General features: G+C 61.4%; 18 protein-coding genes, 1 tRNA gene and 1 pseudogene. 9 read left to right on the top strand and 11 right to left on the bottom strand.

Annotation, left to right across the window (positions count from 1 at the left end; translation table 11 throughout):
* Positions 1-4: 4 nt before the first annotated feature.
* The 3 genes from CAY53_RS06340 (at position 5) to CAY53_RS06330 (ending at position 2706) form a co-directional block, all read left to right on the top strand.
* A complete protein-coding gene (locus CAY53_RS06340; RefSeq protein WP_104936415.1) occupies positions 5-1723 on the top strand; it encodes a hypothetical protein in 1719 nt (572 codons plus the stop codon).
* A 14-nt stretch (positions 1724-1737) separates the two neighbouring features.
* The gene (locus tag CAY53_RS06335; protein ID WP_181040198.1) at positions 1738-2106 is read left to right on the top strand and encodes a hypothetical protein; all 369 of its coding nucleotides are present in this window, start codon (positions 1738-1740) and stop codon (positions 2104-2106) included.
* 120 nt (positions 2107-2226) lie between these two features.
* Positions 2227-2706, top strand: a complete 480-nt coding sequence (locus tag CAY53_RS06330) for a single-stranded DNA-binding protein (protein WP_104937471.1) — start codon at positions 2227-2229, stop codon at positions 2704-2706.
* A gap of 120 nt (positions 2707-2826) precedes the next feature.
* Here CAY53_RS06330 and CAY53_RS06325 read toward each other — a convergent pair whose 3' ends face one another.
* From CAY53_RS06325 to CAY53_RS06290, 8 genes are all read right to left on the bottom strand, one after another.
* Positions 2827-3672, bottom strand: a complete 846-nt coding sequence (locus CAY53_RS06325; protein ID WP_104936414.1) for a DUF3108 domain-containing protein — start codon at positions 3670-3672, stop codon at positions 2827-2829.
* 1 nt (position 3673) lies between these two features.
* On the bottom strand, positions 3674-4528 hold the full coding sequence (locus tag CAY53_RS06320; RefSeq protein ID WP_104936413.1) for a UbiA-like polyprenyltransferase: 855 nt from the start codon (positions 4526-4528) through the stop codon (positions 3674-3676).
* Position 4529: 1 nt separating this feature from the next.
* Positions 4530-5252, bottom strand: a complete 723-nt coding sequence (locus CAY53_RS06315) for a ubiquinone/menaquinone biosynthesis methyltransferase (RefSeq protein ID WP_104936412.1) — start codon at positions 5250-5252, stop codon at positions 4530-4532.
* Positions 5253-5264: 12 nt separating this feature from the next.
* Entirely contained in the window at positions 5265-6098 is an 834-nt protein-coding gene (locus CAY53_RS06310) for a menaquinone biosynthetic enzyme MqnA/MqnD family protein (protein WP_104936411.1), read from the bottom strand.
* The gene (locus CAY53_RS06305; RefSeq protein ID WP_104936410.1) at positions 6095-7309 is read right to left on the bottom strand and encodes an amidohydrolase family protein; all 1215 of its coding nucleotides are present in this window, start codon (positions 7307-7309) and stop codon (positions 6095-6097) included. Before CAY53_RS06305 ends, CAY53_RS06310 begins: the two co-directional genes overlap by 4 nt.
* On the bottom strand, positions 7309-8370 hold the full coding sequence (mqnC, locus tag CAY53_RS06300; RefSeq protein ID WP_104936409.1) for a cyclic dehypoxanthinyl futalosine synthase: 1062 nt from the start codon (positions 8368-8370) through the stop codon (positions 7309-7311). The genes CAY53_RS06305 and mqnC overlap by 1 nt, the downstream gene beginning before the upstream one ends.
* Entirely contained in the window at positions 8370-9467 is a 1098-nt protein-coding gene (gene mqnE / locus CAY53_RS06295) for an aminofutalosine synthase MqnE (RefSeq protein WP_104936408.1), read from the bottom strand. The genes mqnC and mqnE overlap by 1 nt, the downstream gene beginning before the upstream one ends.
* Positions 9468-9574: 107 nt before the next feature.
* Positions 9575-10894 carry a sigma-70 family RNA polymerase sigma factor gene (locus CAY53_RS06290; RefSeq protein WP_104936407.1) on the bottom strand — a complete coding sequence of 440 codons (1320 nt, stop codon included), beginning with the start codon at positions 10892-10894 and terminating at the stop codon, positions 9575-9577.
* A gap of 217 nt (positions 10895-11111) precedes the next feature.
* On the opposite strand from CAY53_RS06290, the gene malQ reads away from it, so the two are divergent.
* The 3 genes from malQ to CAY53_RS06275 all read left to right on the top strand — a co-directional run bounded on the left by malQ (position 11112) and on the right by CAY53_RS06275 (position 13413).
* Entirely contained in the window at positions 11112-12683 is a 1572-nt protein-coding gene (gene malQ, locus CAY53_RS06285) for a 4-alpha-glucanotransferase (RefSeq protein WP_104936406.1), read from the top strand.
* Complete coding sequence (locus tag CAY53_RS06280; protein WP_104936405.1) at positions 12664-13233, top strand: flavodoxin family protein; 570 nt, start codon at positions 12664-12666, stop codon at positions 13231-13233. Before malQ ends, CAY53_RS06280 begins: the two co-directional genes overlap by 20 nt.
* Before the next feature lie 104 nt (positions 13234-13337).
* A tRNA-Glu gene (locus tag CAY53_RS06275) sits at positions 13338-13413 on the top strand.
* Positions 13414-14392: 979 nt separating this feature from the next.
* On the opposite strand, the gene CAY53_RS06270 is transcribed toward CAY53_RS06275, so the two are convergent.
* The 3 genes and pseudogenes from CAY53_RS06270 to CAY53_RS06260 form a co-directional block, all read right to left on the bottom strand.
* On the bottom strand, positions 14393-15400 hold the full coding sequence (locus tag CAY53_RS06270; RefSeq protein WP_219842617.1) for a hypothetical protein: 1008 nt from the start codon (positions 15398-15400) through the stop codon (positions 14393-14395).
* A gap of 26 nt (positions 15401-15426) precedes the next feature.
* The gene (locus CAY53_RS06265; RefSeq protein WP_104936404.1) at positions 15427-16419 is read right to left on the bottom strand and encodes an IS30 family transposase; all 993 of its coding nucleotides are present in this window, start codon (positions 16417-16419) and stop codon (positions 15427-15429) included.
* A 115-nt stretch (positions 16420-16534) separates the two neighbouring features.
* Positions 16535-17416: pseudogene (locus tag CAY53_RS06260) on the bottom strand (DUF262 domain-containing protein); the annotation flags it as partial.
* 536 nt (positions 17417-17952) lie between these two features.
* Between CAY53_RS06260 and CAY53_RS06255 the strand changes: the two are divergent.
* The 3 genes from CAY53_RS06255 (at position 17953) to CAY53_RS06245 (ending at position 22256) form a co-directional block, all read left to right on the top strand.
* On the top strand, positions 17953-18792 hold the full coding sequence (locus CAY53_RS06255; protein WP_104936402.1) for a DMT family transporter: 840 nt from the start codon (positions 17953-17955) through the stop codon (positions 18790-18792).
* A 438-nt stretch (positions 18793-19230) separates the two neighbouring features.
* Positions 19231-20034: a dihydropteroate synthase gene (gene folP, locus CAY53_RS06250; RefSeq protein WP_219842616.1), complete on the top strand. Its 804-nt coding sequence runs from the start codon at positions 19231-19233 to the stop codon at positions 20032-20034.
* Between the two features lie 374 nt (positions 20035-20408).
* On the top strand, positions 20409-22256 hold the full coding sequence (locus CAY53_RS06245) for an ABC-F family ATP-binding cassette domain-containing protein (RefSeq protein WP_104936401.1): 1848 nt from the start codon (positions 20409-20411) through the stop codon (positions 22254-22256).
* Positions 22257-22450: the final 194 nt, after the last annotated feature.

Below are 22450 nucleotides of genomic sequence, written 5' to 3'. Positions count from 1 at the left end.
TGCCATGAATCTGCATCAGAGACTGCTTGTCCTCATCCTCCTCCTGCTGGCCGCACCCGTGGCCTGGTGGCTGGCCAGGGGGCTCGACGACCCGCCCAGGCCCGATGAACTCCTGCCGGCCGATACCCTTCTGTTCATGCACTGGAACGATATGGCGCGCTTTGCCGGTCAGGTGGCGGCCAGTCCCATGGCCCGCCAGCTGGCCCGCGCGGATTTCCAGGACACCCTGCGCCAGCTTGGCGTGGAGGAGACGGTCACGGCTCGCTTCGCCAGGCGTCTGCAGCTCGTTCAATCCCTGCAGGGCCTGCCCCTGGTGCCGGAACTGCTGGCCGGCCGGGGCATGCTGGCGCTGTTGCCCAACCGCAGCGCCAGTTCCGGGCTGCTGCCCTCCCTGTGCGCCAGCATGGTGTTTTTTCTGCCGGAGGATACGCCACTCCTGGCAAACCGGCAACTGCAGCTCCTGCCGGATCCGCCCGGGCAGAAGCTGGCCTATCTGGGTTTGCCCATCCGTCGGTACCGCCTGCAGGACGGCCGCATCCTCTACGCCTGCCAGGCCTATGGTCTCACCCTCTGCGCCTTTGCCCGGGAAGCGCTCGCCCACTGCCTTGACCAGGCGGTGCTGCACATGATCGGCGGCATCCAGGCTGCCCACGGTGAAAAGGCCTGGCTCACCCGGCATCGGCGTCTGCCTGACAAGGCCGGTGAATTCTTTTGCTATGCCAATATCGCAGGGCTCAGAGTCCAGCCGCTCTGGGCCTCGGCGCTGGAGCCCCTGTGGCAGGATATGCCGCCCGAGCAGGCGATCATTGACCACAGGGTGCGCAGCCGTGCAGACAGCCTGAATCTGACCCTGCGTTTTGCTCCGGGCGTCCTGGACGCCTGGCGGCGGGAGCGTGGGCTGGCCGCAGCCGGCCGGCCTCCGGCCGCGGCCTCGCAGGATGCGGCGACCCTGCTGCACCTCTGGAGCAACTGGCTGACCCCGGCCGTGGCCGCAAAGGTGGCGGACCTGATCAGCTCAACCGAGCTGGGGGCTCCGCTCCTGGCTGCGGCGGGCAATTTTCTGGGCCGCCTGTCCTTCACCCCGGACAGATTTTACCGGCACTTTGCCCCGGAACTGGGTCTGGTCATCCGGGGCGAGCGCAACCAGAACAATCAGATGAAGCCGCTTTTTGCGCTGTACAGCCGCTTCACGACCGGACTGTCGGCACAGGAACAGAGCGACCTGAAACGCCATTTTCAGGACTTCCCCAAGCGCACGGTCAGCCTGAGCCACGGCTCCCAGGCCACGATCATCGGCATGGCCGACGGCATGATGCAGCCGGCGATTGCCCCCATGTTCGGGCAACTGGTGCTGGCCGACAATCTCTACATGCTCCAGCATATGGAAAACCAACTGGCCGCGGGCGGGGAAGAAGCGGTGGCGCCCGAGCCGCAGACAGAGTGGCGGGCGCCGCTCAGGGCCTCGGTGTATCTCTTTCTCAGGAACCGGCAGGTCGCGGATGCCGGCGCCTGGCTGCTGCGCTACCTGTCCTCGGCCAGGAACGAGCGGGGCGTGGCCATCCTGAGCAACCGGCAGAAGCTCTTCGTGCACCAGGTTGCCCTGCCCTTTGCGGCTACCATTGGTCTGGCCGAAAGCAGTCATTTTGCACTGGCCGTTTCGGGCAACGAGGCCCAGGCCATGCTGGAATGCATCCACCCCGGTCCAGCGCCGGGCAAAGAATAGACAAGGGAGGGAATATGGAACGCCTTGTGGCGGAATTGAAACGCAGTCTGTCTTTCAAGGATGACACCAACGAGGGCGATCTGGTGGTGGTGGCGGCCAGGGAACCCCAACTGCTGATCTATGCCCTGGTTGGCCCCATCGAGCGGGACGAAACCCGGCGTGACGAGTGGTGGCACGTAACCCTGCACCTGCTGTCCATGCCGATTCAGACCGTGGTCTGGACGCTTCGGGAGCCGCAGTTCACGGGGCAGGAGATCTTCACCATGGGCGGCAACCCACACTTCATCAAGGCCGTCAAAATACCGCTCAAGGCCCATGAGGACGGACCGCCGGCCAGCCCCAAAAAAGCCACCAGGATCACGAAATTCGCCCGGATAAAATAGGCGTCGGGCTTTACAGGCGCAGGCCGGATGCGGTATGCAGGACAAGAGGCAAACAGCAGGGCGGCCCTGTGGACAGCCTGGGGCCGCTCCTTTTTTACGAACCACAACGAGGACAGGTATATGATCAACAAAGCCATTCTGATCGGCAATCTGGGCGCCGATCCCGAGCTGCGTTACACCCAGAGCGGAACCCAGGTGGCCAGCTTCCGCATGGCCACCACCGAACGCTGGAAAGGCCAGGATGGCCAGACCCAGGAACAGACGGAGTGGCACCGCATCGTGGTCTGGGGCAAGCTGGCTGAAATCTGCGGCCAGTATCTGCACAAGGGCAGTCGCGTTTATATCGAAGGCAAGATTCAGACCCGGAAATGGCAGGACCAGAGCGGGGCTGATCGCTACACCACGGAGATTGTGGCCCGCGAGATGAAGATGCTGGATTCGAGAAGTGCCGGGGGCGCGGGCAGCGACTACCCCGAGTACGGCGGTGGTGGGCGGCGCAGCGGCGGTGGCGGCTACGGCGGCCAGGGCGGTGGCGATCCCTTTCCGGAGCCGGCAGGCCCGTACGGCGGCAGCGGTTCCGGCGAGGATGTGCCGTTTTAGCGATTGCACGCTCCAAAGGGCAAACAGGAGGACTTCGCCCGTCGCCCCGGCCGCAATGGCCGGCATCAGCCAGGGGTAATACCTGTGGCAAGGTCGGGGCGGGTCTGCCCCTGAGCCATCCTAGTCGCCCTCCTCCGGTCTGCCGCCTTTCTGCACGGAGAGTTCCGGGCAGGCCGGGTTTCGATACTCGCTCAGGCGGGCCACCAGAGCGCCGATCGCGATCCGGGACTTGATCTCCACCGGCACCCGGCAGCGGTCGTCCGAGATCCAGAGCACGGTGCTGCCGCTCTTGTCGTACAGGCCTTTGAACTGCATGATGGGCTGCACCTTGAGGGTCGGAATGGTGCCAAAGATGGAGCGCCTGGGTTCCTGGCGCATCAGCCGCACCCTGACCTCGTGGCGGCGGCCGTCCACAAAGGCAGGCACCACGAGGGGCTTGTGCGCGCTGTCAGCCGAAAAGTTGAGCGCCCGGGTGATGAGAAAGGCGGCAATTTCATTGTAGGCCGTGCCGCTCATGGAGTGCAGCGTTTCCGGGCCCCCGTTTTTCCTGTACCTGACCACACGGGCCTTCTGATTGTAGATGCTCTCACGGAGCGTCCGTCTGTTGCCGTGTCCCTCCACCTGGAGCACCGCATAGCCCAGGGGCAGCTTCATGTCGCCGCTCACCAGACACTGGAAGGTGTCGTTCACCGGGTAAAAGGATTCGAGCGGGCCACTGCTCCTGACGCTGGCCACGATCCTGAAGTCGCCCGGCCGGGAGGGCACGGGCACAACGGCCATCCTGACCTCGCCGATTTTGATCCCGCCACTCCAGGTGATCTCGTAGTGCAACTGCTCCTGCCCGGAAAAGATGACGGCCAGGGCATGGGGCAGCACCTCCGAAGGCAAGAGCTCCCGCACCGCTGCGGCAGCGGTGGTGGCGGTGAGCAGCAGGGACAGCAGGAAGAGACAGGCGCGAGGAAACATATCAGGCCGTGGCAAGCGCCAGACAGGTGCTCAGAAAAAGGGTGAGGGCAATGAGCCCGTTCATGGAGAAGAAGGACATCTTGATCCGCGAGAGATCGTCCGGCTTCACGATGAGGTGCTGGTAGAACAGTGCGGCTGCGGTCAGGACAATGCCCAGATAGTACCAGCCGTTCAGGTGCATCAAAAGGCCGGTTAGGGTGAAGAGCAGAAAGGCCAGGGTGTGGCAGATCACGGCCACCCGGAAGCTGTTTTTCCGACCGAAGCGGGCGGGCATGGAACAGAGCCCGGCCTGGCGGTCGAAATCCGCGTCCAGGCAGGCATAGATGCAGTCAAAGCCCGCCACCCAGAGCAGAATGCCCAGACTGAGCGACCAGGGATAGCCGGCAAAGCTGTCGGTCATCGCCACCCAGCCGCCCACGGGCGCCAGCCCCAGCGCCAGCCCCAGCACCACGTGGCAGAGCCAGGTGAAACGCTTGGTGAGCGAGTAGAACAGAACGAGCCCCAGGGCAAAGGGCGAAAGCGCCAGCGTACAGGTGTTGATGAGTGCGCAGGCCAAAAAAAACAGGGCCGAGGAGCCCAGGACCAAAAGCCAGGATTCCTTCAGACCCACCAGCCCGGCGGGGATGGCGCGGCCCGCGGTGCGCGGGTTTTCCGCATCGAAGCGGCGGTCCACAATGCGGTTGAAGGTCATGGCGGCGGTGCGGGCGCTCACCATGGCCACAACGACCCAGAAGAGCACGCGCAGAGGCGGCCAGCCACCGGCGGCCAGCACCAGCGCCATCAGGGCAAAGGGCAGAGCGAACACCGAATGCCTGAACTTGATCATTTCCAGGAGAACAGCGAGCTTCTGCCACATCTCAGACTCCTTTGTCACCGATATACAGGGACGCAATGCCCCAGGTCAGGGGCACGCGCCGCACCCCGGAAAAGCCGGCCTCGCGCATCATCCGCATCAGGGTTTCCGGCGCGTAAAAGGCGGCGATGGACTCGGCCAGATACTGGTAGGCCTGCCTGTCGCCGGAAATGAGGCCCCCCACTGCGGGGAGAAATTTGTTCAGATAAAAATGGTAGAGCGGCCTGACCAGCGGATTGCCGGGCCGGGAAAATTCCAGAATCACCAGCCGGCCGCCGGGCGCGAGGATGCGCTGCATTTCCGCCAGCCCCTTTTCCGCACTGCCCAGGTTCCTGATGCCAAAGGCAATGGTGCAGCCCAGACAGGTGTTCGTGGCGACCGGCAGCCTTTCCCCGTCGCCGCAGACCGGGTGGATGCGGGTCAGACGGCCGTCCCGATGCAGCGTTTTCAGGCCGGCGCCCAGCATGTCTTCGCAGAAATCCACGGCCAGCACCTGCCGGCTTTTCGCCTGACGGGTCAGTTCCAGGGCCAGGGGCAGGGTGCCGGCGCAGAGATCCAGCACCCAGCCCGTGGGCCGGTGCGCCAGAAGGCGGGTCGCGCGCCAGCGCCAGTAGCGGTCGATGTGGAGCGAGAGCAGGGAGTTCAGCAGGTCGTAACGCCGGCTTATGGCAGCAAATTTTTCCCGGACAAACTGCTTCTTTTCTTCCGGTTTGGGCAGGATTGGCATGATGCTTTTGCCTTATGAAAAGATTTTGACGGGCACCGCGCTCTCGGGCACTTCACCCCGGCTGACGAGGAAGGAAAAATACTTCTCCAGGGCCTGGATCTTGACCGGACTCAGATCGTGCTCGATGGCGCGCAGGTAGCCGGCGCAGGCCCCGCAGTCCATGGGAATGCGGGCCGCCGCCTTGCGGCAGATTTCGGGGAGCCGCGCCCGGCCTTCCCTGCGGCAGGCCAGCAGGCATTCCCGAATGCGGCGGGCCTCCTCCGGCTGCGCGCGCACAAAATCCTCCCGCACCACCCAGACTGAAAACACGAAGGGCAGGCCCGTGTGCCGCATCCAGGCTTCGCCCAGGTCCATGGCCACCGGGTAGCTGCCCTCGCGGCTGATGCGCAGGGCATCGTCGCCAATGGCCAGCACCGCTGCCGCGTCCCCGGCCTGCGAGTCCGGCCCATAGACCAGTCCCTGCTCATAGCGGGGCCGGATCCGGTACCATTCCTCGAGGATGATCTGCACCAGCCGGATGGAGGTGTCGGATTGCTTCGTGAGGATGATCCGCCGGCCATCCAGTTGGGCGGGCGGCAGCCTGGAAAACAGGAACACGCTGCCCACCGGGCCGGTGGCGCTGATGGACAGGCCGGAAAAGATCCGGTAGCGCTCCGGGTGCAGGGCATAGGCAAAGGCCGAGACAAAACCCATGTCGATCCGGTCCGCCAGGAGCAGCTCGTTCAACTGGCGTGGATGGCCCTCGATCACCTGCCAGTACGCGGGCAGGCGCTTTTCCTTCCAGATTTCGTAAATCGGCGCCACATTGATGTAGTTGACCATGCCGATGCGGGCTGTGGCTGTCATGGCGCAATCCTTTTGATGACGTGCCGTCCAGGCGGGCTGACCAGCGCCTGCATGAGTCCCGCCGGATCCGGAACGGCCCTGTCCAGGGGCACCAGGATCATATCGGCGCTTTTGCCGACTGCCAAGGAACCGAAGTCCCTGTCCAGCCCCAGGGCCGCTGCGCCGCCCAGGGTGGCCATGGCGAAGATGGTCTCGGGCTTCAGGCCGGGCGTTTCGGCCAGAAGCCGCATTTCCCGCCAGAGCGAGAGTTCGGGATTGCTGGCGCTGCTGTCCGTGCCCAGGGCGGGCAGGATGCCGTGGGCCAGAAAGCGCAGGACCGGCGCGCTGCCGACGCCCAGAAAGCGGTTGCTGCCGGGGCAGAGGCAGACCTTGGCTCCGGTGCCGGCGAGAATATCCAGCTCGGCCTCGCTCAGGTGCACGGCGTGGACGCAGAGGGTCTCCGCATCCAAAAGGCCCAGCCGGTAGAGGTAGTGGATGCTGCCCTCCGTCGGCGCCACGGCGGGCTGAAAGTGGAGTTCGTCCTGCGCGCGGGCACGGGAGAAGGCTGCCATCTCGCCGCCGCCGCTGCGCAAAAGCTCCAGCTCCTCCGGCGGCTCGGCCACATGAATGGGCAGGATCTGGCCCAGGCGCCGGGCGCGGCTCTTCAGGGCCTGCAGCAAAGCCGGATGGGTGGAGTACGGCGCATGGGCGCTACACAGGCGGCTGTCCGCTTCGAGCTGAAGCCGTGCCCGGTTCCTGTCCGAGTCCCGCTCCGTTATGCCCAGATATTCGTGAAAGGCCAGGAGCCTGCCCGGAAAGCGATCCATCAGATCCAGCGGCAGATCGCTGTTGCCGATATCCGCCAGCACGGAGACGCCCTCGTCATACAGACGCCGGCATTCGGCAAGTGCGGCGCTCGCTGCGCCGTTGTCGCCCTTCTGGCTGCGCAGGGCAAGCAGTTTGGCCACCCAGGCAGTGAAGCTGCCCACGTGCGGCTGCTGGGACAATTCGTGCAGATGGGCCAGCTCCAGATGGCTGTGGGCATTGATGAGCGCCGGCGTGAGCGCGGCCTCGCCGTGATCGTGCGTGGCCACGCCGGGAAAGCGGGCCTGCACCTCGGCGAGCGGGCCGACGGCTACGATTTTCCCGGCTGCCACCGCCACCGCACCCTTTTTGATGGGCAGCGCGGCCACGGGGACCAGCCAGGCGGCGGTATGCAGAACGATCGCCATCAGACCAGCGTATAATCCATGAGCCGCTGATGCGGCGTGAAGCCGGCGTCAGTGACCAGACGGCGGATTTCCTGCTCCGAAAGCCGGAAATGTACGCCCGCCGCGGCCACCACGTTCTCTTCGATCATGGTGGAGCCAAAGTCATTGGCCCCAAAAAATAAAGCGAGCTGGGCGATTTTCGGCCCCTGCGTCACCCAGGAAGCCTGCAGGTTCGGCACATTGTCCAGGAAGATGCGGCTCAGGGCCAGCATCCTGAGATAGTGCACGGCGCTCGTCTTTTCGATATGCCGGCTGGCGGCCAGAGGCGTGTTGTCCGGCTGAAAGGGCCAGGGGATGAAGGCCGTGAAGCCGCCTGTGCGGTCCTGCAGATTGCGCACGCGTTCCAGATGCTCCAGCCGTTCCTCCAGGGTCTCGATATGGCCGAACATCATGGTGGCCGTGGTTTTGAGCCCCTGTTCGTGCGCCTCGCCCATGATGCGGATCCAGGTGTCGGCATCGCATTTGTTGGGCGCCAGTTCCCGGCGCACCCGGTTGTTCAGAATCTCCGCGCCGCCGCCCGGAATGGAGTCCAGCCCGGCCGCTATCAGCCGCTTGATGACCTCGCGGGTGGGGAGGCCGGACAAGTTGCTGAAGTGCTGGATTTCCGGCGGCGAAAAGCCGTGCACGTGGATGTCCAGGCCCTTCATGAAGCGGAGCATCTCCTCATAAAAGGAGAAAGGCAGGTCCGGATGCAGGCCGCCCTGCAGCAGCACCTGCGTGCCGCCAAGGGCCCTGGTTTCCCTGATTTTCTGCGCCAGCGCCTCCCGGGACAGCACCGTGCCCCTGTCTCCGGGCGCGTGGAAGAAGGCGCAGAACTTGCAGCCGGAGATGCAGATGTCGGTGTAGTTGATGTTCCGGTCAATCACATAGGTGACGAGCGGCTCCGGGTGCAGCCGCATCCGGATGGCATGGGCCAGAAAGCCCAGCTCCTGCAGGCTGGCCTCCCGCGCAAGCACCAGCCATTCCCCGCCCGAAACGCGTTCCCCCGCTGCCACGCGGGACATGAGGTCTGGGAGCGCCATCAGCAGACCTTCAGACTGGAGTAGAGGGTGTCGCGCTGCACCGGTTCCAGGCCCGCCTCGCGAATCAGGCGGATGAGCGTCTGATGGCCCAGCACCTGCCCGGCCTCGCCGCCGGCCATGCGGGTGATGCGCTCTTCCGTGACCGTGCCGTCCAGATCGTCCGCGCCAAAGGCCAGCGCCACCTGCGCCATCTTCTGGCCCAGCATGATCCAGTAGGCCTTCACATGCGGGAAATTGTCCAGCATGAGCCGGCTCACCGCGATGTTTTTCAGGTCCGTGATGCCGGTGGTGGCCTTGCGGCCCTGGCCGAGTTCGTTGTTTTTCGGATGATAGGCCAGGGGAATAAAGGCCAGAAAACCCTGGGTTTCGTCCTGCAGGCGGCGGAGCGCATCCAGATGCTCCAGCCGTTCGTCCAGGGTTTCGATATGGCCATAGAGCATGGTGGCATTGGTTTTGAGGCCCAGCTTGTGGGCAGTTCGGGCCACCTGCAGCCACTCTTCGCCGGAGATCTTTTTGGGGCAGGTGAGTGCCCGCACCCTTGGGCTGAACACCTCGGCCCCGCCACCGGGCATGGATCCCAGCCCGGCCGCCATCAGCTCCTTGAGCGCCTCTGCCACGGATTTGCCGGCCAACTGCGCCAGATGGTGGATTTCCACCCCGGTAAAGGCCTGCACATGCACCCCGGGCCTTTCCTCGTGAATGGCCTTCAGCATCTCCAGATACCAGGAAAAGGGCAGATCCGGATGCACGCTGCCCACCACATGGATCTCGTCGATCGGCTCGTCCAGCCGCTCCCGCACCTTCCGCCGGATCTCGTCGATCGTCATCTCATAGGCCAGCGGGTCTTCCCGTTCACGGCCAAAAGCGCAGAACTTGCACAGGTTGACGCAGATATTCGAGTAGTTGATGTGCTGGTTGTAGATAAAGTACACCCGTTTGCCGTTCAGCCGCTCGCGCACGATATTGGCCAGATAGCCGAGCGCCAGAATATTCGGGTGCTCGTAAAGGGTTTTGCCGTCTGCAAGGCTCAGCCGTTTGCCGGCGCGCACCTTTTCCAGAATGTGGCCGAGTCCGGCCTGTTCGATATAAAGGTCCATGTCATTCCTGCTGACAGGAAAGGGCAGCCGCAAAACAAGCGGGCAGTCCGAAAATACAACAGCCCCTTTTGGGAAAGGGGCTGTTGCCAGGTATCGCAACGAACGGATCAATCAAGGAAAAAACGGAGTTTCTCCCGGCGGCTGGAGTGACGCAGGCGGATGAGCGCCTTCTTTTCGATCTGGCGGATGCGCTCGCGGGACACCTTGAAACGCTTGCCGATTTCCTCCAGGGTATATTCGGCCTGCTCGCCAATGCCGAAGCGAAGCCGGATAATTTTTTCTTCCCGTTCGGTCAGGGTCGAGAGCACCTCATTGACCCGATTGGCCAGCTCCCGGTTCTGCACACTCTCGTAGGGCGATTCGGAGTCCTGATTCTCCAGAAAATCGCCGAGGGTCGAATCATCGTCGCCCACCGGCGTTTCCAGGGAAATCGGTTCGCGGGACGCCTCCAGAATGGCCAGAATCTTGTCCATGGGCAGATCGGTCATTTTGGATATTTCCACCGGCGTGGGCTCACGGCCCAGCTCCTTCAGGAGCGAATAAAAGGCTTTGAAGAACTGGCTCCTCAACTCCAGAAAGTGCACCGGCAGGCGGATGGTGCGGGTCTTGTCCAGAATGGCGCGGGTGATGGCCTGCCGGATCCACCAAGAGGCATAGGTCGAAAACTTGTTGCCCTTTTTGTAGTCGAAGCGAAACACGGCCCGCATGAGCCCCAGGTTGCCTTCCTGAATCAGGTCGGCCAGGGTCAGGCCCTGATACATGTAGCGCTTGGCGATGGACACCACGAGCCTGAGGTTGGCGCGGATCATGGCGTCCTTCGCAATCTCTACCTTACGATTGTAGGCCTCGATCTTGGTGGCCAGTTCAAAGAGTTCGCTGCAGTCCGGGTGCCTGCTGTTGGCGCGGCGCACGCACTGGCGCATGTAGTTGAGCTGCTGCTTTTTGGGCTTCAGAATCGGGTCACGGCGCTCCCACAGATCGATGCGCTCGGCCAGCATCCGGATTTCTTCGGTTCCCGACCTGTCTTCCCGAATCAGCATGATGATGGCGTCAAAACCTTCCCGAATGGTCTTCGAATACCTGGCTTCCTCTTCGGGTGTGAGCAGGTCGAACTGACCCATCTCCCGGAGATAGGTGGTCGTGGTCTCCTCCGGCTCGTGGTCTTCGTTGTCAGGCAGAGCCTCGGACGCACCTTCTTCCTCGGCGTTTTTCCGGCCCGTCCACTCTTCACCGGCCAGCGTCATCCGCTTGCCGGATTTTTCCTGGGTGACAATCTCGATGTTGTTCTCGCCCAGAAAATCAAACAGTTCCTCAATGGCGCCAGGATCCTTGACCTGATCGGGCAAGAGTTCGTTCAGGTGCTGAAAGGTGATGCACCCTTCATCCTTTCCCGCCTCGAGAAGATCGTTTTTGATGTCTGATAACACAGCATTCCCCCCTGAGAATGGTGCTGTCTTCCGGCAGAGAAGACAGGGATGAACGTTATATTTTACAGGATATGCAGCCTAATCTCAAACAGAGAATGCATGTGGGCCCTGTTTCGCCACGGCGGGATAACAGGAGCATTTTCCCGCTATTTCAGGTAAAAAGAAGTGGCCAGCGCGTAAGGATGCTTTTATACCTTTCTTTTTCTGGGGACAATTGATGGCCACACAGGTAAACATTTTCAGTCAAAGATCAAGCGGAGTACTCCTGCCGGTTTTTTCCCTGCCCGGAGCGTGCGGCATCGGGGATCTGGGACCGGCCGCCTATCGTTTCGTGGACTTTCTGCAGCGTGCAGGGCAAAGCTTTTGGCAGATTCTGCCCCTGGGGCCTGTGAGCGCCGGAACAGGCCATTCGCCTTACACCAGTGTTTCGGCCCTGGCCGGCAATCCGCTCCTGATAAGCCCGGAACTCCTGATGGCAGACGGCCTCCTTGAGGCGCATCAGCTTGCCTGTCCGGATTTTTCCGCTTTTACCGTTGATTATGAAAGGGTAGTCCAGCACAAGAGAGTCCTCTTCGCCCTTGCCTGGGCGGCCTTTCAGAGCCCCGCCCATGCCGGCCAGTTGGAGGATTTCATGGCCGCAAATCCCTGGGTGCTGGACTATGGTCTCTTTCTGGCCCTGAAGGAAAGCCAGGGCGGAGCCGCCTGGTACCAATGGCCGGAAGAGCTGCGCCGCCGCAAGCAAGCGCCCCTGGACAGGGCGCGCAGACAGCTCGACACGGCAATTCGCAGGCACTGCTTTCTGCAATATCTCTTTTTCAGGCAGTGGCAGCGCCTCAGAAGCCACGCCGCCGAACAGGGCGTCCGCCTGATCGGCGACATGCCCATTTACGTGGCCCTGGACAGTGCGGACGTATGGGCTCATCAGGAGCTTTTCGAACTGGACGCGAGCGGCCTGCCCACCCATGTTGCAGGTGTGCCGCCCGACTATTTCAGCAAAACCGGCCAGCGTTGGGGCAATCCGCTCTACCGCTGGAACGCTGCCGAAAAAACCGTGCAGAGCCGCCTTTACGACTGGTGGGAGCAGCGGCTGCGCCAAAATTTTTTATTCGCCGACGTCCTCAGGCTCGATCATTTCAGAGGCTTCGAAGCCTATTGGGCGGTGCCGGCCGGGGAACAAACCGCGGTCAAAGGCTCCTGGCGGCCTGGTCCGGGCCTGCCCTTTTTCCTTGAAATGGCCAAACGGCTGGGCCATCTGCCCTGCATCGCCGAAGACCTGGGCGTGATCACCCCGGAAGTCGAAGCGCTGCGCGACGCCCTGGGCCTGCCTGGCATGAAGATTCTGCTCTTCGCCTTTGACATGAACCCGGACAATCCCTATTTGCCCTACAACTGCCCGGCTGAAAGCGTCATCTATACCGGCACCCATGACAACGAGACCGCCGTTGGCTGGTATATGAACCCGGAGGTGCCCGAGTCCTCCAGGCAGGAGGCCAGGCGTCTGGCCCGGGCGCACAGCGACCATCCCGGCGATTTTCATCTTGATCTGATCTATCTGGCCATGTCCGCCCCGTCCCGGCTGGCCATATTTCCCATGCAGGATCTCCTGGGCTTTGGCAACGACTGCCGCATGAACAGACCAGGCCAGGCCGAGGGCAATTGGCTGTGGCGCTGTCCGGCCGAACGCATCGATGAGGGGCTGGCCGAATGGCTCCGGGACCTGACCGGCCTGTTCGGCCGTCTGCCCGCGGCCCCGAAGCCGGAGAAGGCTGATGAGCGTCCTCATACTTAACGGCAGTCCACGCGAAGGCGGCAACACGCAAATGCTTCTGGCCCGCGTACTGGATGGCATCCAGGCCGCAGGCGGGGACGCCGAAGTCGTGCGGCTGGCCCGGATGCGGATCGCGCCCTGCACCGCCTGCGGCCTTTGTGAACGCGCCGGCCTCTGCGCGTTTGATGACGACATGAGCGCTCTGGCGGCCCGAATCGCACAGGTCAGGCACCTGATCATCGGCTCGCCCATCTATTTCTACGGTCTACCTGCCCAGGCCAAGGCCTTTGTCGATCGCTGCCAGGTCTTCTGGAGCCGGAAACACATCCTGGGTCAGGAAAGCGCGTGCAGGGGACGCTTTGGCTACTTCGTCGGCGTGGCGGCCACCGGTGGTCCCAAATGTTTTGACGGCGCACGCCTGACCCTGCGCTATGCCTTCGATGCGATGAATATCGTTTTCCGGGACGAGGTGGTGGTGCGGGGCGTGGATGCCCGGGGCGCGGTTCGAAAGCGGCCGGAAAGCATGCAGGCCGCCTTCGAACTGGGGCGGCACATCGGAGCAGATCCCTGAAACCGGGGAATTGCCCATTCCATGCCAGCCAGGGTGGAATGCCGCTTGACAAAGCATCACGGATATTTTAGATAATCGCCCACCAAAACGCCGTCAGGCCGCGCGGCCCCATCGTCTAGTGGTCTAGGACATCGGCCTCTCACGCCGGTAACACCGGTTCGAACCCGGTTGGGGTCACCAATATAATTTCAGCCAGTTTGCTGACTTGCACCAGACAAGCCTCCTTGGAACGGAAGTTCCGAGGGGGCTTTTTCAGTTCTGCCCCTCTGTCAGGCCGCTTGATTGCGCAGCCCTGCCCGGCGCGGACAAAAAGAGCCCTCCTGGAATCTGGTTCCGGAGGGCTCTTTCAGTGCTGGCGCTGGGCTGCAGGGAGCATCTGTCCCAGATCGGGACGCCTGCCCTGAAGCCCGCAAACGATTCATTTCAGCCAAGTGAAAACCGTGTATGAGATTCAGGCCGCAGAAAAATCAAGGGTCAGCGTCTGCCTCAAGCTTGATGGCACAGCACACAAGCGAGGAATAAGAACCGCATTGCACGAGGTGGCCCTCTTGCTTTAGGCCTTGACCAACACCAGAAACCGGCTTTTGCGTTCGTTGCAGCTGACCAGCGCCGCCTTGCCTCCCGCAGCGCAGACCAAATTGGCCTCCACTCTCCATAGCAGGTTCTGTCGGCAACAGGCTGTGGCCGCTGAGATATGTCAATACACCCGGGAAACAGGTGTCTGCCGTGCCTGTACCTGCCTTGCCACCTGCGGCATCGGTGGGCGCGGCGTCTTTCGTCTTTTTCGGGCCCGACAGTCAGCAGTCCGGGCACAGTAGCCGGCTTTGGAGCTACCCTGGCGCAGCTCCCGGCAAATGCTTGTATGACTTCGGCCGAGATACGTGGCGATTTTTCGGCAAATTATCCCATGGCTCCGAATAGTTCGATGCCGATGCGTTCCTCCGGTGTAAGATGGCTATGGGACATGGTGGGTTCCTTCTGGATGCTTGGTGCTTGACACTGCCAACTCTACCAGAATCCCGCCCTGTCCTTTTCACCTTTTCTCACCCTGACCAAGTGGTGCATTTGCAGTGAGAATCTACTCCCTAGGTTCAGCCGCGTTGGGGATCGTAGCAGAACAACGTCGGCTGCAACCTGTTGTTAGACATTTTTTTGTCGATCATGATGCGATCACCATTTCGGCTTCGACCGCATCTGCATCGCCTTCCACATCTACACCCTCTTCCGACTCATCTCCAGTGTAGGCAGCCTTGCCGATCGCTTGTTCGATTAGCCTAAGCAGTTGTCGCTGCCGATCCTCCATAAAGGTTTCGAAGTCATCATTACGCAGTATGGTCGGATCGATCAAGTGTGTTCGAAGGTACTCGTCCAATCTGGTCCGTTCAATGGCCGGGGTCTGCTTGTCGCCGTTCTCCAACTTGGCCAAGTATTTGGAGGGTGCCACACCGCCGATGATGCGATTGGTGCGAAACGATAGAGGCGTCTTGTTGATGATGGAGTCGTATATCGCTGGCTTGATACCCTGCTTCTTGCACCAGTCCTTCGGGAAAATGTGGTGGATATCGACGTTTTCTCCGAAAAACACCGTATGGTCGAACTTCTGTCCGGATCGAAAATCCTGCGCGCCTTCTTTCATCAGCAGTGCGTTGATGCCTTTGTAGGCGGCAGACAAGCGCGCGTGCATGGTCTTCAGGCGGCCGGCGCGGAAGATCACTTCGCTCACCGTTGATGGTTCCGGCCCGCCCTGTAACCAGCAAGGCACCTCCATGAAATCGCGGGCGATGCGAGACTCAACCGCTGAGCCGTACAATTCGCCGAACACTCCATTCCAGTACCATCGCACAAGCTTGGCGCGGTGCGCCTCGTGCTCCCATGCCTCGCCGATGTCAGCAAGAATCGCCGCCAGCGGCACGATTTGCGACTGATAGGGCAGGTCGAAGATGCGGTAGATGTGCTGCATGTGCAGGAACTTCGCCGCCTGCACGAAGCCATGCTCTACCTGCTTTTCGTACCGCTTGTAGGCCGACAGCGGCAAGTTCAATAGTGCTTGGCGGTTACCAATCACGGTCGGAAGATCCTTGCCTGCCTTGCCGGCACGTTCGGCCTCCCGTCGGCGCTGGCGCGTGTAGAACAGCGAGATCGCCTGCAGGAAGTCCGTATTGCTCACGTTGGCGATAATCCCCGCCGGTGAATTCAAATTGCAAATGCACCGGTGAGGGCCTGGTTAAAAAGCTCAGCGGGAGTCTGGTAGTGTAAACATTTGCGCGGCCGGTTATTCAGTTGTTCTGCGGCGTCCGAAACCATCTTTTCCGTGATCTTGTGCAAGCTGATGCCCCTGGGAAAATACTGCCGCAAAAGCCCGTTGCTGTTTTCGTTCGTCCCACGTTGCCACGGGGCATGTGGTTTACAAAAATACGTGCGCAGGCCAGTGGCTGCCTCCAGCGCCCTGAAGCCTGCCATTTCCGAACCATTATCAAGCGTCAAGGTCTGCCTCAGCTTTGACGGCACAGCACGCAGGCAGGAAATGAGCCCCGCATTGAAGGACGCGGCTGTCTTGTCTTGTACCCTGGCCAGCAGGAGAAAGCGGCTCTTGCGTTCGTTACAGGTGAGCAGCGCCGCCTTTCCTTTGGAGGCACAGACAAGGTCGGCTTCCCAGTCACCAAAGCGGGTTCTCCCGGCAACAATCCCCGGCCGCTGGCTGATATCAATACGTCCGGGGAACAGGCGCCGTCCCTGGCCATACCTGGCTTGCCGCCTTCGCCTTTTGTGGGCACGGCGTAAATGGCGGTAGCTGGTATCGCCGAATTGTGCTGCTGCATAGACCCAGCGGTAGATAGTCTCTGTACTGATACGCATTTTTTGATCCTCTGGATACTCCAGACGGATGCGGCCCGCGATCTGCTCGGGAGACCAGTTTGCACGCAACTTTTCATCGACCCAGGTGATCAGTTCGGGACGGCGCATACAGCGGTAATGCCTTGCTCTCTTTCGTCTTTTGTGGGCACGCCGCTCTGCGCTCTGCGCACGATAACCTTTTTTTGCAGAGCCTGCGTTGCGGCGCAGCTCCCGGGAAACAGTGCTGTGACTCCTGCCCAGGCGTCTGGCCATTTCCCGGCAACTCATGCCCATGGACACAAATATTTCGATGCTGACGCGTTCTTCCAGAGTAAGATGGGTATGGGACATGGCGGGCTCCTTCTGGCTGAGTGGTTGTTGGTGCTGCCAACTCTACCAGAATCCCGCCCTGTCCTTCTAACCCTTCATGCCCCTACCAGGTGGTGCGTTTGGAATGAGAATCTACCGCCTCGGAATCAGCCAAGCGCATCGTGTCCACGAAACGTCGGTGCCGACCATTGTGCTTGTCATCACCATACCAGTCCTTGCGCAGCTCATGACCCTCTGCTGCATACATCGCCGTGACCAATTCGAAGGCATCCAGCGCTTTGCCACCCGTATTTACCTTCTCAAACACCACGCACACCGCCTCTTTGGACGTATCGCGGTCCAGTGAAATTACCGGCACGCGGTAGGATTTGAAATTCTCCAGGACCTGATGCTTGAAGATACGGAAGATGTTGCGCTCTTTCTCATGCTCATTGCCTCGCCAATGCTCGTCGAAGCCATCCTGCCAAGGATCCCAATCGAACACCTGAGTCAACGGATACATCAGCTGTGCGTATTCGTTGGCGGGTGCTGACAGGTCCAGCGCCACGTCACGACCAAAAGCGGTGCGTTTGATCCGGTCCTCAGGCACGCCAATGATGGCCTCCTCCCGGTCAACTGTCGGATTCAGCGCCTTGCGGATGTCGATGTAGAACCAACGTCTTACCTTTTTGTTTTTTGGCGTGACCGTCTCGACCACCTTGTTGCGTAGCGTCACCTGATACAGTGAAGTCATGCGCTGCTGACCGTCCAGAAGCAAGGATTGCGGTGTTGCGTTCTTCGCTTGGGCCGGAGAACCCTCTACTGGACGTGGCTTGAAGTTCACTTCGCCGCCCGTGTCCAGCGCCATCAGCGCACCGACTGGGAACGAGCGAGAGATTGAGGCGATCAGGGCTTTAATACGGTCCTCGTCCCACACCCAACTACGTTGAAAATCGGGCAATTGCAGCTTGCCGCAGTGACAATCTTTCAACAGTTCAATCAGGTCGATAGGGTTGGTCTTGAAGGTCGAGTAGGCCATAGATAACTATCCCGTGTAAATGAAAATGTCTAGACCATGTAGTCACGAGATTGGAGGCATAAAACAAGGCACCTGATATAAACCGATGGCAAGCTAGATTGTCAAACTAAAAGCAACAGGGAAATTGAAAAAGCCTCCCGAGAGGGGTAGATTCTAATTCCAAGTGCACCATCTGGTAGGGGCTTGAAGAGTTAGAAGGACAAGGCGGGATTCTGGTAGAGTTGGAAGCACCAACAACCACTCAGCCAGAAGGAGCCCGCCATGTCCCTAGGAGGCAGCACAGGCGTTGTGCGGGCCAGGACTGAAATCGGCCTGCGCAACCTGCCCTGCAACCTGGATAGATACTGTACCCTGGTCGGACCTGGGGTATTGCGCCCGAAGGTTGAAAGGGAGCCTTGGATGCGGCCAAGGTTTGAAAAACCGGCTGGATAGCGGTTACAAATAGCGAAACCCAGCCGGACCGCAAGCTCTCGCCACTCAAAAAGACCAAGGAAAATCCCCTTGAACGGCGCAAACTTATTTTTCGAGGTGGCCTTATGTCCGGCCAGATCATCTTTCTTGTGCTCGGCGCGGCCCTGTTGCATGCCTCCTGGAACATCATCGTCAAAGGCGGGGCCAACAAACTGTACGAGTCTGCCATGAACGCGCTGGGCGGCGGCCTCGGCGCGCTCTGCCTGCTGCCTTTTCTACCCCTGCCGGATAAAAACACCTGGGGCTTTCTGGCTCTCTCCTGCTGTTGCCACCTTGCCTATTATCTCTGCATCACGGCGGCCTACAAGGTGGCAGACCTTTCCTTAGGCTACACCATCATGCGCGGCACCGCGCCCATGCTCACGGCCCTGGTGCTCTGCGTTCTGGACGTGCCTTTGAGCCTCGCCGGCTGGGGCGGCGTGCTGCTGCTCTGCTCGGGTATCCTGACCCTTGCCCTGGAACAGCAAGTGAGTCGCAAGGCCGGTCTTAAAGGCATTTTTTACTCCCTGCGCACCGCCTTTGTCATCATGGGCTACACCCTTGCCGACGGCTACGGCGCGCGCGCCAGCGGCGACGGCTTGAGCTACGCATGCTGGATTTTCTTTTTGAACATCCTGCCTCTGCACTGTTATGTGCTGGGTCGCTACGGCAAAGACTACCTGCATTACCTGCGCAAGCGGGCCGTGGTAGGCATCGGCGGCGGTCTGGCCGGACTGGGTTCTTACGGCGTCGCCATCTGGGCCATGACCGTGGCCCCCATCGCCCTGGTGGCGGCCCTGCGCGAAAGCTCGGTTATTTTCGGCATGTTCCTGGCCGTGATATTTCTTGGTGAAAAGCTTTCCCCGGTCCGCGTACTGGCCATATTGTTGGTCATGGGCGGGGCCGTGATGCTGCATTTGGGCTGAGCCCGCCCGATGGCTTCGTACACGACCTGATAACGTTGCGCCAGCATGGCCAGATCACGGGTGACCTGCAAGGATTGCCCGGCCGTTGGCTTGAGCTGCAGGGGCAGTGATGACAAAGAGGCCGTTTCGTGCATTCCAGGCCAGCGGAGCTGGAAAGAGGCAGTCCCGTATGATAACGGACTTTATAAACAAGCGTACAAAAGAGAAAAACGCAGAATTGCCACAGGTTATGATTGGCGGGTTCAGGCCTTCTTCTCCTCTTTTTGTATTGCAGCCTCTGTCAGTTATAGGGCGATTTGTGTGGCCGGTCTTCGTCTGGCGGCCTTTGAACCGGCAGCTCACGGCCTTGACAGCCTGTTGGGGTCCAAAAGCCCCGGTTCGCCGCTCCCCGGCTGTGCTCGTTTACCAGAAATATAAATCAAACAGGGAGAACCAGTTATGACGCAAATCATGGGCATTTTGAACGTGACGCCGGATTCCTTTTCGGACGGGGGCCGGTACTGCACGGAGGCCAATCTGCGGGCACGCATTCAGGAACTGCTGACGGACGGAGCGGATATCATTGACGTGGGCGGCGAATCCACGCGGCCCGGTGCGGAGCCGGTGCCGCCCGAAGAGGAGCTGGCGCGGGTGTTGCCAGCGGTACGCGCCATCCGGGAGCAGAGCGGTCTGCCGGTTTCCATCGACACCACCAAGGCCGAGGTGGCCCGGCAGGCGCTGCTGGCGGGTGCGAACATCGTCAATGACATCAGCGCGCTGGAGGAAGACCCGGCCATGCTTGCCGTGCTGCGGGAGAGCGGGGCGGAGGTGGTGCTCATGCACCGGCAGGGCGAGCCGCGCACCATGCAACTGGCCCCGCATTATGAGGACGTGGTGGCGGAAATTGCGGGCTACCTTGTCCGCCGCATCGAATGCCTGGAGGCTGCGGGCATTGATCGTGCCCGCATGATTCTTGATCCCGGTCTGGGCTTTGGCAAGACAAGCGCTCACAATCTCGCCATTCTGCGCAATCTGCCGGCCTTTACCCGCCTTGGCTGCCGCCTGCTGATCGGCCATTCCCGCAAGAGCTTTCTGGGCGAAATCACGGGCCAGCGCGAAGCACAGCAACGGGATCTCGCCACCGCCCTGGTCTCTGCCTTCTGTGCCGCACAGAACGTCGCCATCCTGCGCGTCCACAACGTGGCCGCCACCAGGGAGGCGCTTATGGTGCAGGCTGCCCTGCAAGGGCACATCAACCGGTAGGTTCGCTGTATTCGACTTGCAGGTACGGCCCTGGGGGCCTGGTCAAAAAGGTCGGCGGACGCTCAACGGTGCGCGGTCGCCTGTGCAGCCGTTCTGCGGCATTGACAGGCCGTTCCCCGTGACCTGCCGGAAACCGCCACCTCCTGGAGCATACTGCCGCAAAAGACCATTGCCCTTTTCGTCCGTTCCGGGCTACCATGGCCAATGCGGCCTGCGAAAACAGGCCACAGGCCGGAGACGGCCCCAGCTCTTTGCATCCTGCGTACGCCCCGGCTGATGAGGCATTGCCAATGGGCATCCACCCCGCACCATGTCCGGCGTGCCGCACCCTTCATTTGCATCCATTCCATTTTTTACCACCATCCAGGGAACACATGGCCGCATTGTTGCAGGTTCAGGCCTTAGGCAAGGCCTTTGGCGCACAGGAACTCTTCCGGGAACTCCGCTTCGGCATTGAGCCCGGCGACCGCATCGGGCTGATCGGCCCGAACGGTTCCGGCAAATCCACCCTGCTCCGCATTCTGGCAGGGCTGGAAACACCGGACAGCGGCGACATTGTGCTGCAAAAAGGGCTCGGCATCGGCTATCTGGCCCAGAGTGACCGCTTTGACGACAGCCAGAGCCTCTATGCCGCACTGGAGACTGCGGGCCGCGGGTTGCATCTGGGCGAAGCGGAGCTGCACATCCGAATACACACACTCCTCAGCCGTGCGGAATTTACCGACTCCAGCCAAAGGGTGGCAGCGCTCTCCGGCGGCCTGCGCAAGCGACTGGCCCTGTGCCGCGCCCTGCTGTCCAGGCCGGAACTGCTCATCCTGGACGAACCCACGAACCATCTGGACATTGCGGGCATCCTCTGGCTGGAGCAGCTTCTGACCGCGAACTGGCCGGACAGCCCCCAGGCCTGCCTTGTGGTCAGCCATGACCGCCGCTTTCTGGAAAATACAGTCAATCGGGTGATCGAACTCGACAGGGTGTATCCCCATGGTCTGTTTGCCAACAGGGGCGGGTATGCGGATTTTGTCGAGAAGCGGCGGGAGCTTCTGGAGAGCCGGAGAGTTCTGGAAGAGCGGCTTGCAAACGCCATGCGGCGGGAAACGGAGTGGCTGCGGCGCGGCCCCAAGGCGCGGGCCACCAAGGCCAAATACCGCATTGACGCAGCCAACCGTCTGCAGGAAGAACTGACCGGGCTGCAGACGCGCAACCGGGCACAGGGTCAGGCAGGCATCCATTTTGAGGGCACCGACCGCAAGACCAGAAAGCTGTTGGCAGCGCACGGACTGGCCAAGGCCTTTGAGCGCCCCCTCTTCTCCGGGCTGAACCTCCTGCTCACGCCCGGCCTCAAACTGGGACTGGCGGGCAACAATGGCTGCGGCAAATCCACACTGATGCGCATTCTGGCGGCCAGCGCGGAGGAGCGGCCGGAGCTGCTGCCAGACAGCGGAACCATCCGGCTTGCCGACAATGTGCGGATCGTAAGCTTTGACCAGAAACGTGAACAACTGGACCAGAGCCAGACCCTGCGCCGTGCCCTGGCGCCGGAGGGCGACAGTGTGGTGTATCAGGGACGAAGCCTGCACGTGGCGGGCTGGGCGCGTCGCTTCCTCTTTCGAGCCGACCAGCTTGAAACGCCGGTGGCCCGGCTTTCCGGCGGCGAGCAGGCGCGTATCCTCCTGGCCCGGCTCATGCTCCGGCCTGCGGACATCCTCCTTTTGGACGAGCCGACCAACGATCTGGACATCCCCTCACTGAACGTTCTGGAAGAGAGTCTGGCCGAATTTCCGGGCGCGCTGGTGCTGGTCACGCACGATCGCCTGCTTCTGGACCGGCTCTGCTCCGTGGTGCTGGGTTTTGACGGCCAGGGCCAATGCGCCTATTTTGCCGACTGCGGGCAGTGGCTGGACTGGCTCAGGGACAGGAGCGCCCAGAGCGCAGCGGCCAAAACCGCCCAGCCTGCGGGAAGGAGGCCCGATCCCCCAAAGAAGCAGGCCCGGCCCGGCCGCCTGTCCTATCTGGAGCAGCGGGAATACGAGCAGATGGAGGCGAACATTCTGAGCACCGAGGCGGAACTGGAGGCCCTGCAGTCCCGCATGCAGGAGCCGGACATCATGGCCGATGCCCAAAAGCTTGCCGAATACTGGCAAAGGCAGCAGGCCCTGAGCCAGGCGGTTGAGGCCATGTACCAGCGCTGGAGCGAACTGGAAGAGAAACTGGGCAAGTGAGGGGCCGCAAGGGGCAATCAACATGAGCCCCTCTTGGCCAGGGGAGCTCCCGCCTCAAGAGCCACCCATCGCTCCCCATGTTCTTGCTGTGTTTGTGTGGCAAAGGCATTTTTATGGGCCAAAAGGCCCTGGCGCCAACGTTCTTTTTGGGATCAGGCTGTGTGCACAGCAGCCGCTGCCCACGGCGCCAGGCG

The organism is Desulfobulbus oralis (assembly GCF_002952055.1).
Classification (GTDB): domain Bacteria; phylum Desulfobacterota; class Desulfobulbia; order Desulfobulbales; family Desulfobulbaceae; genus Desulfobulbus; species Desulfobulbus oralis.
This window is presented reverse-complemented; position numbering and strand designations above follow the sequence as displayed.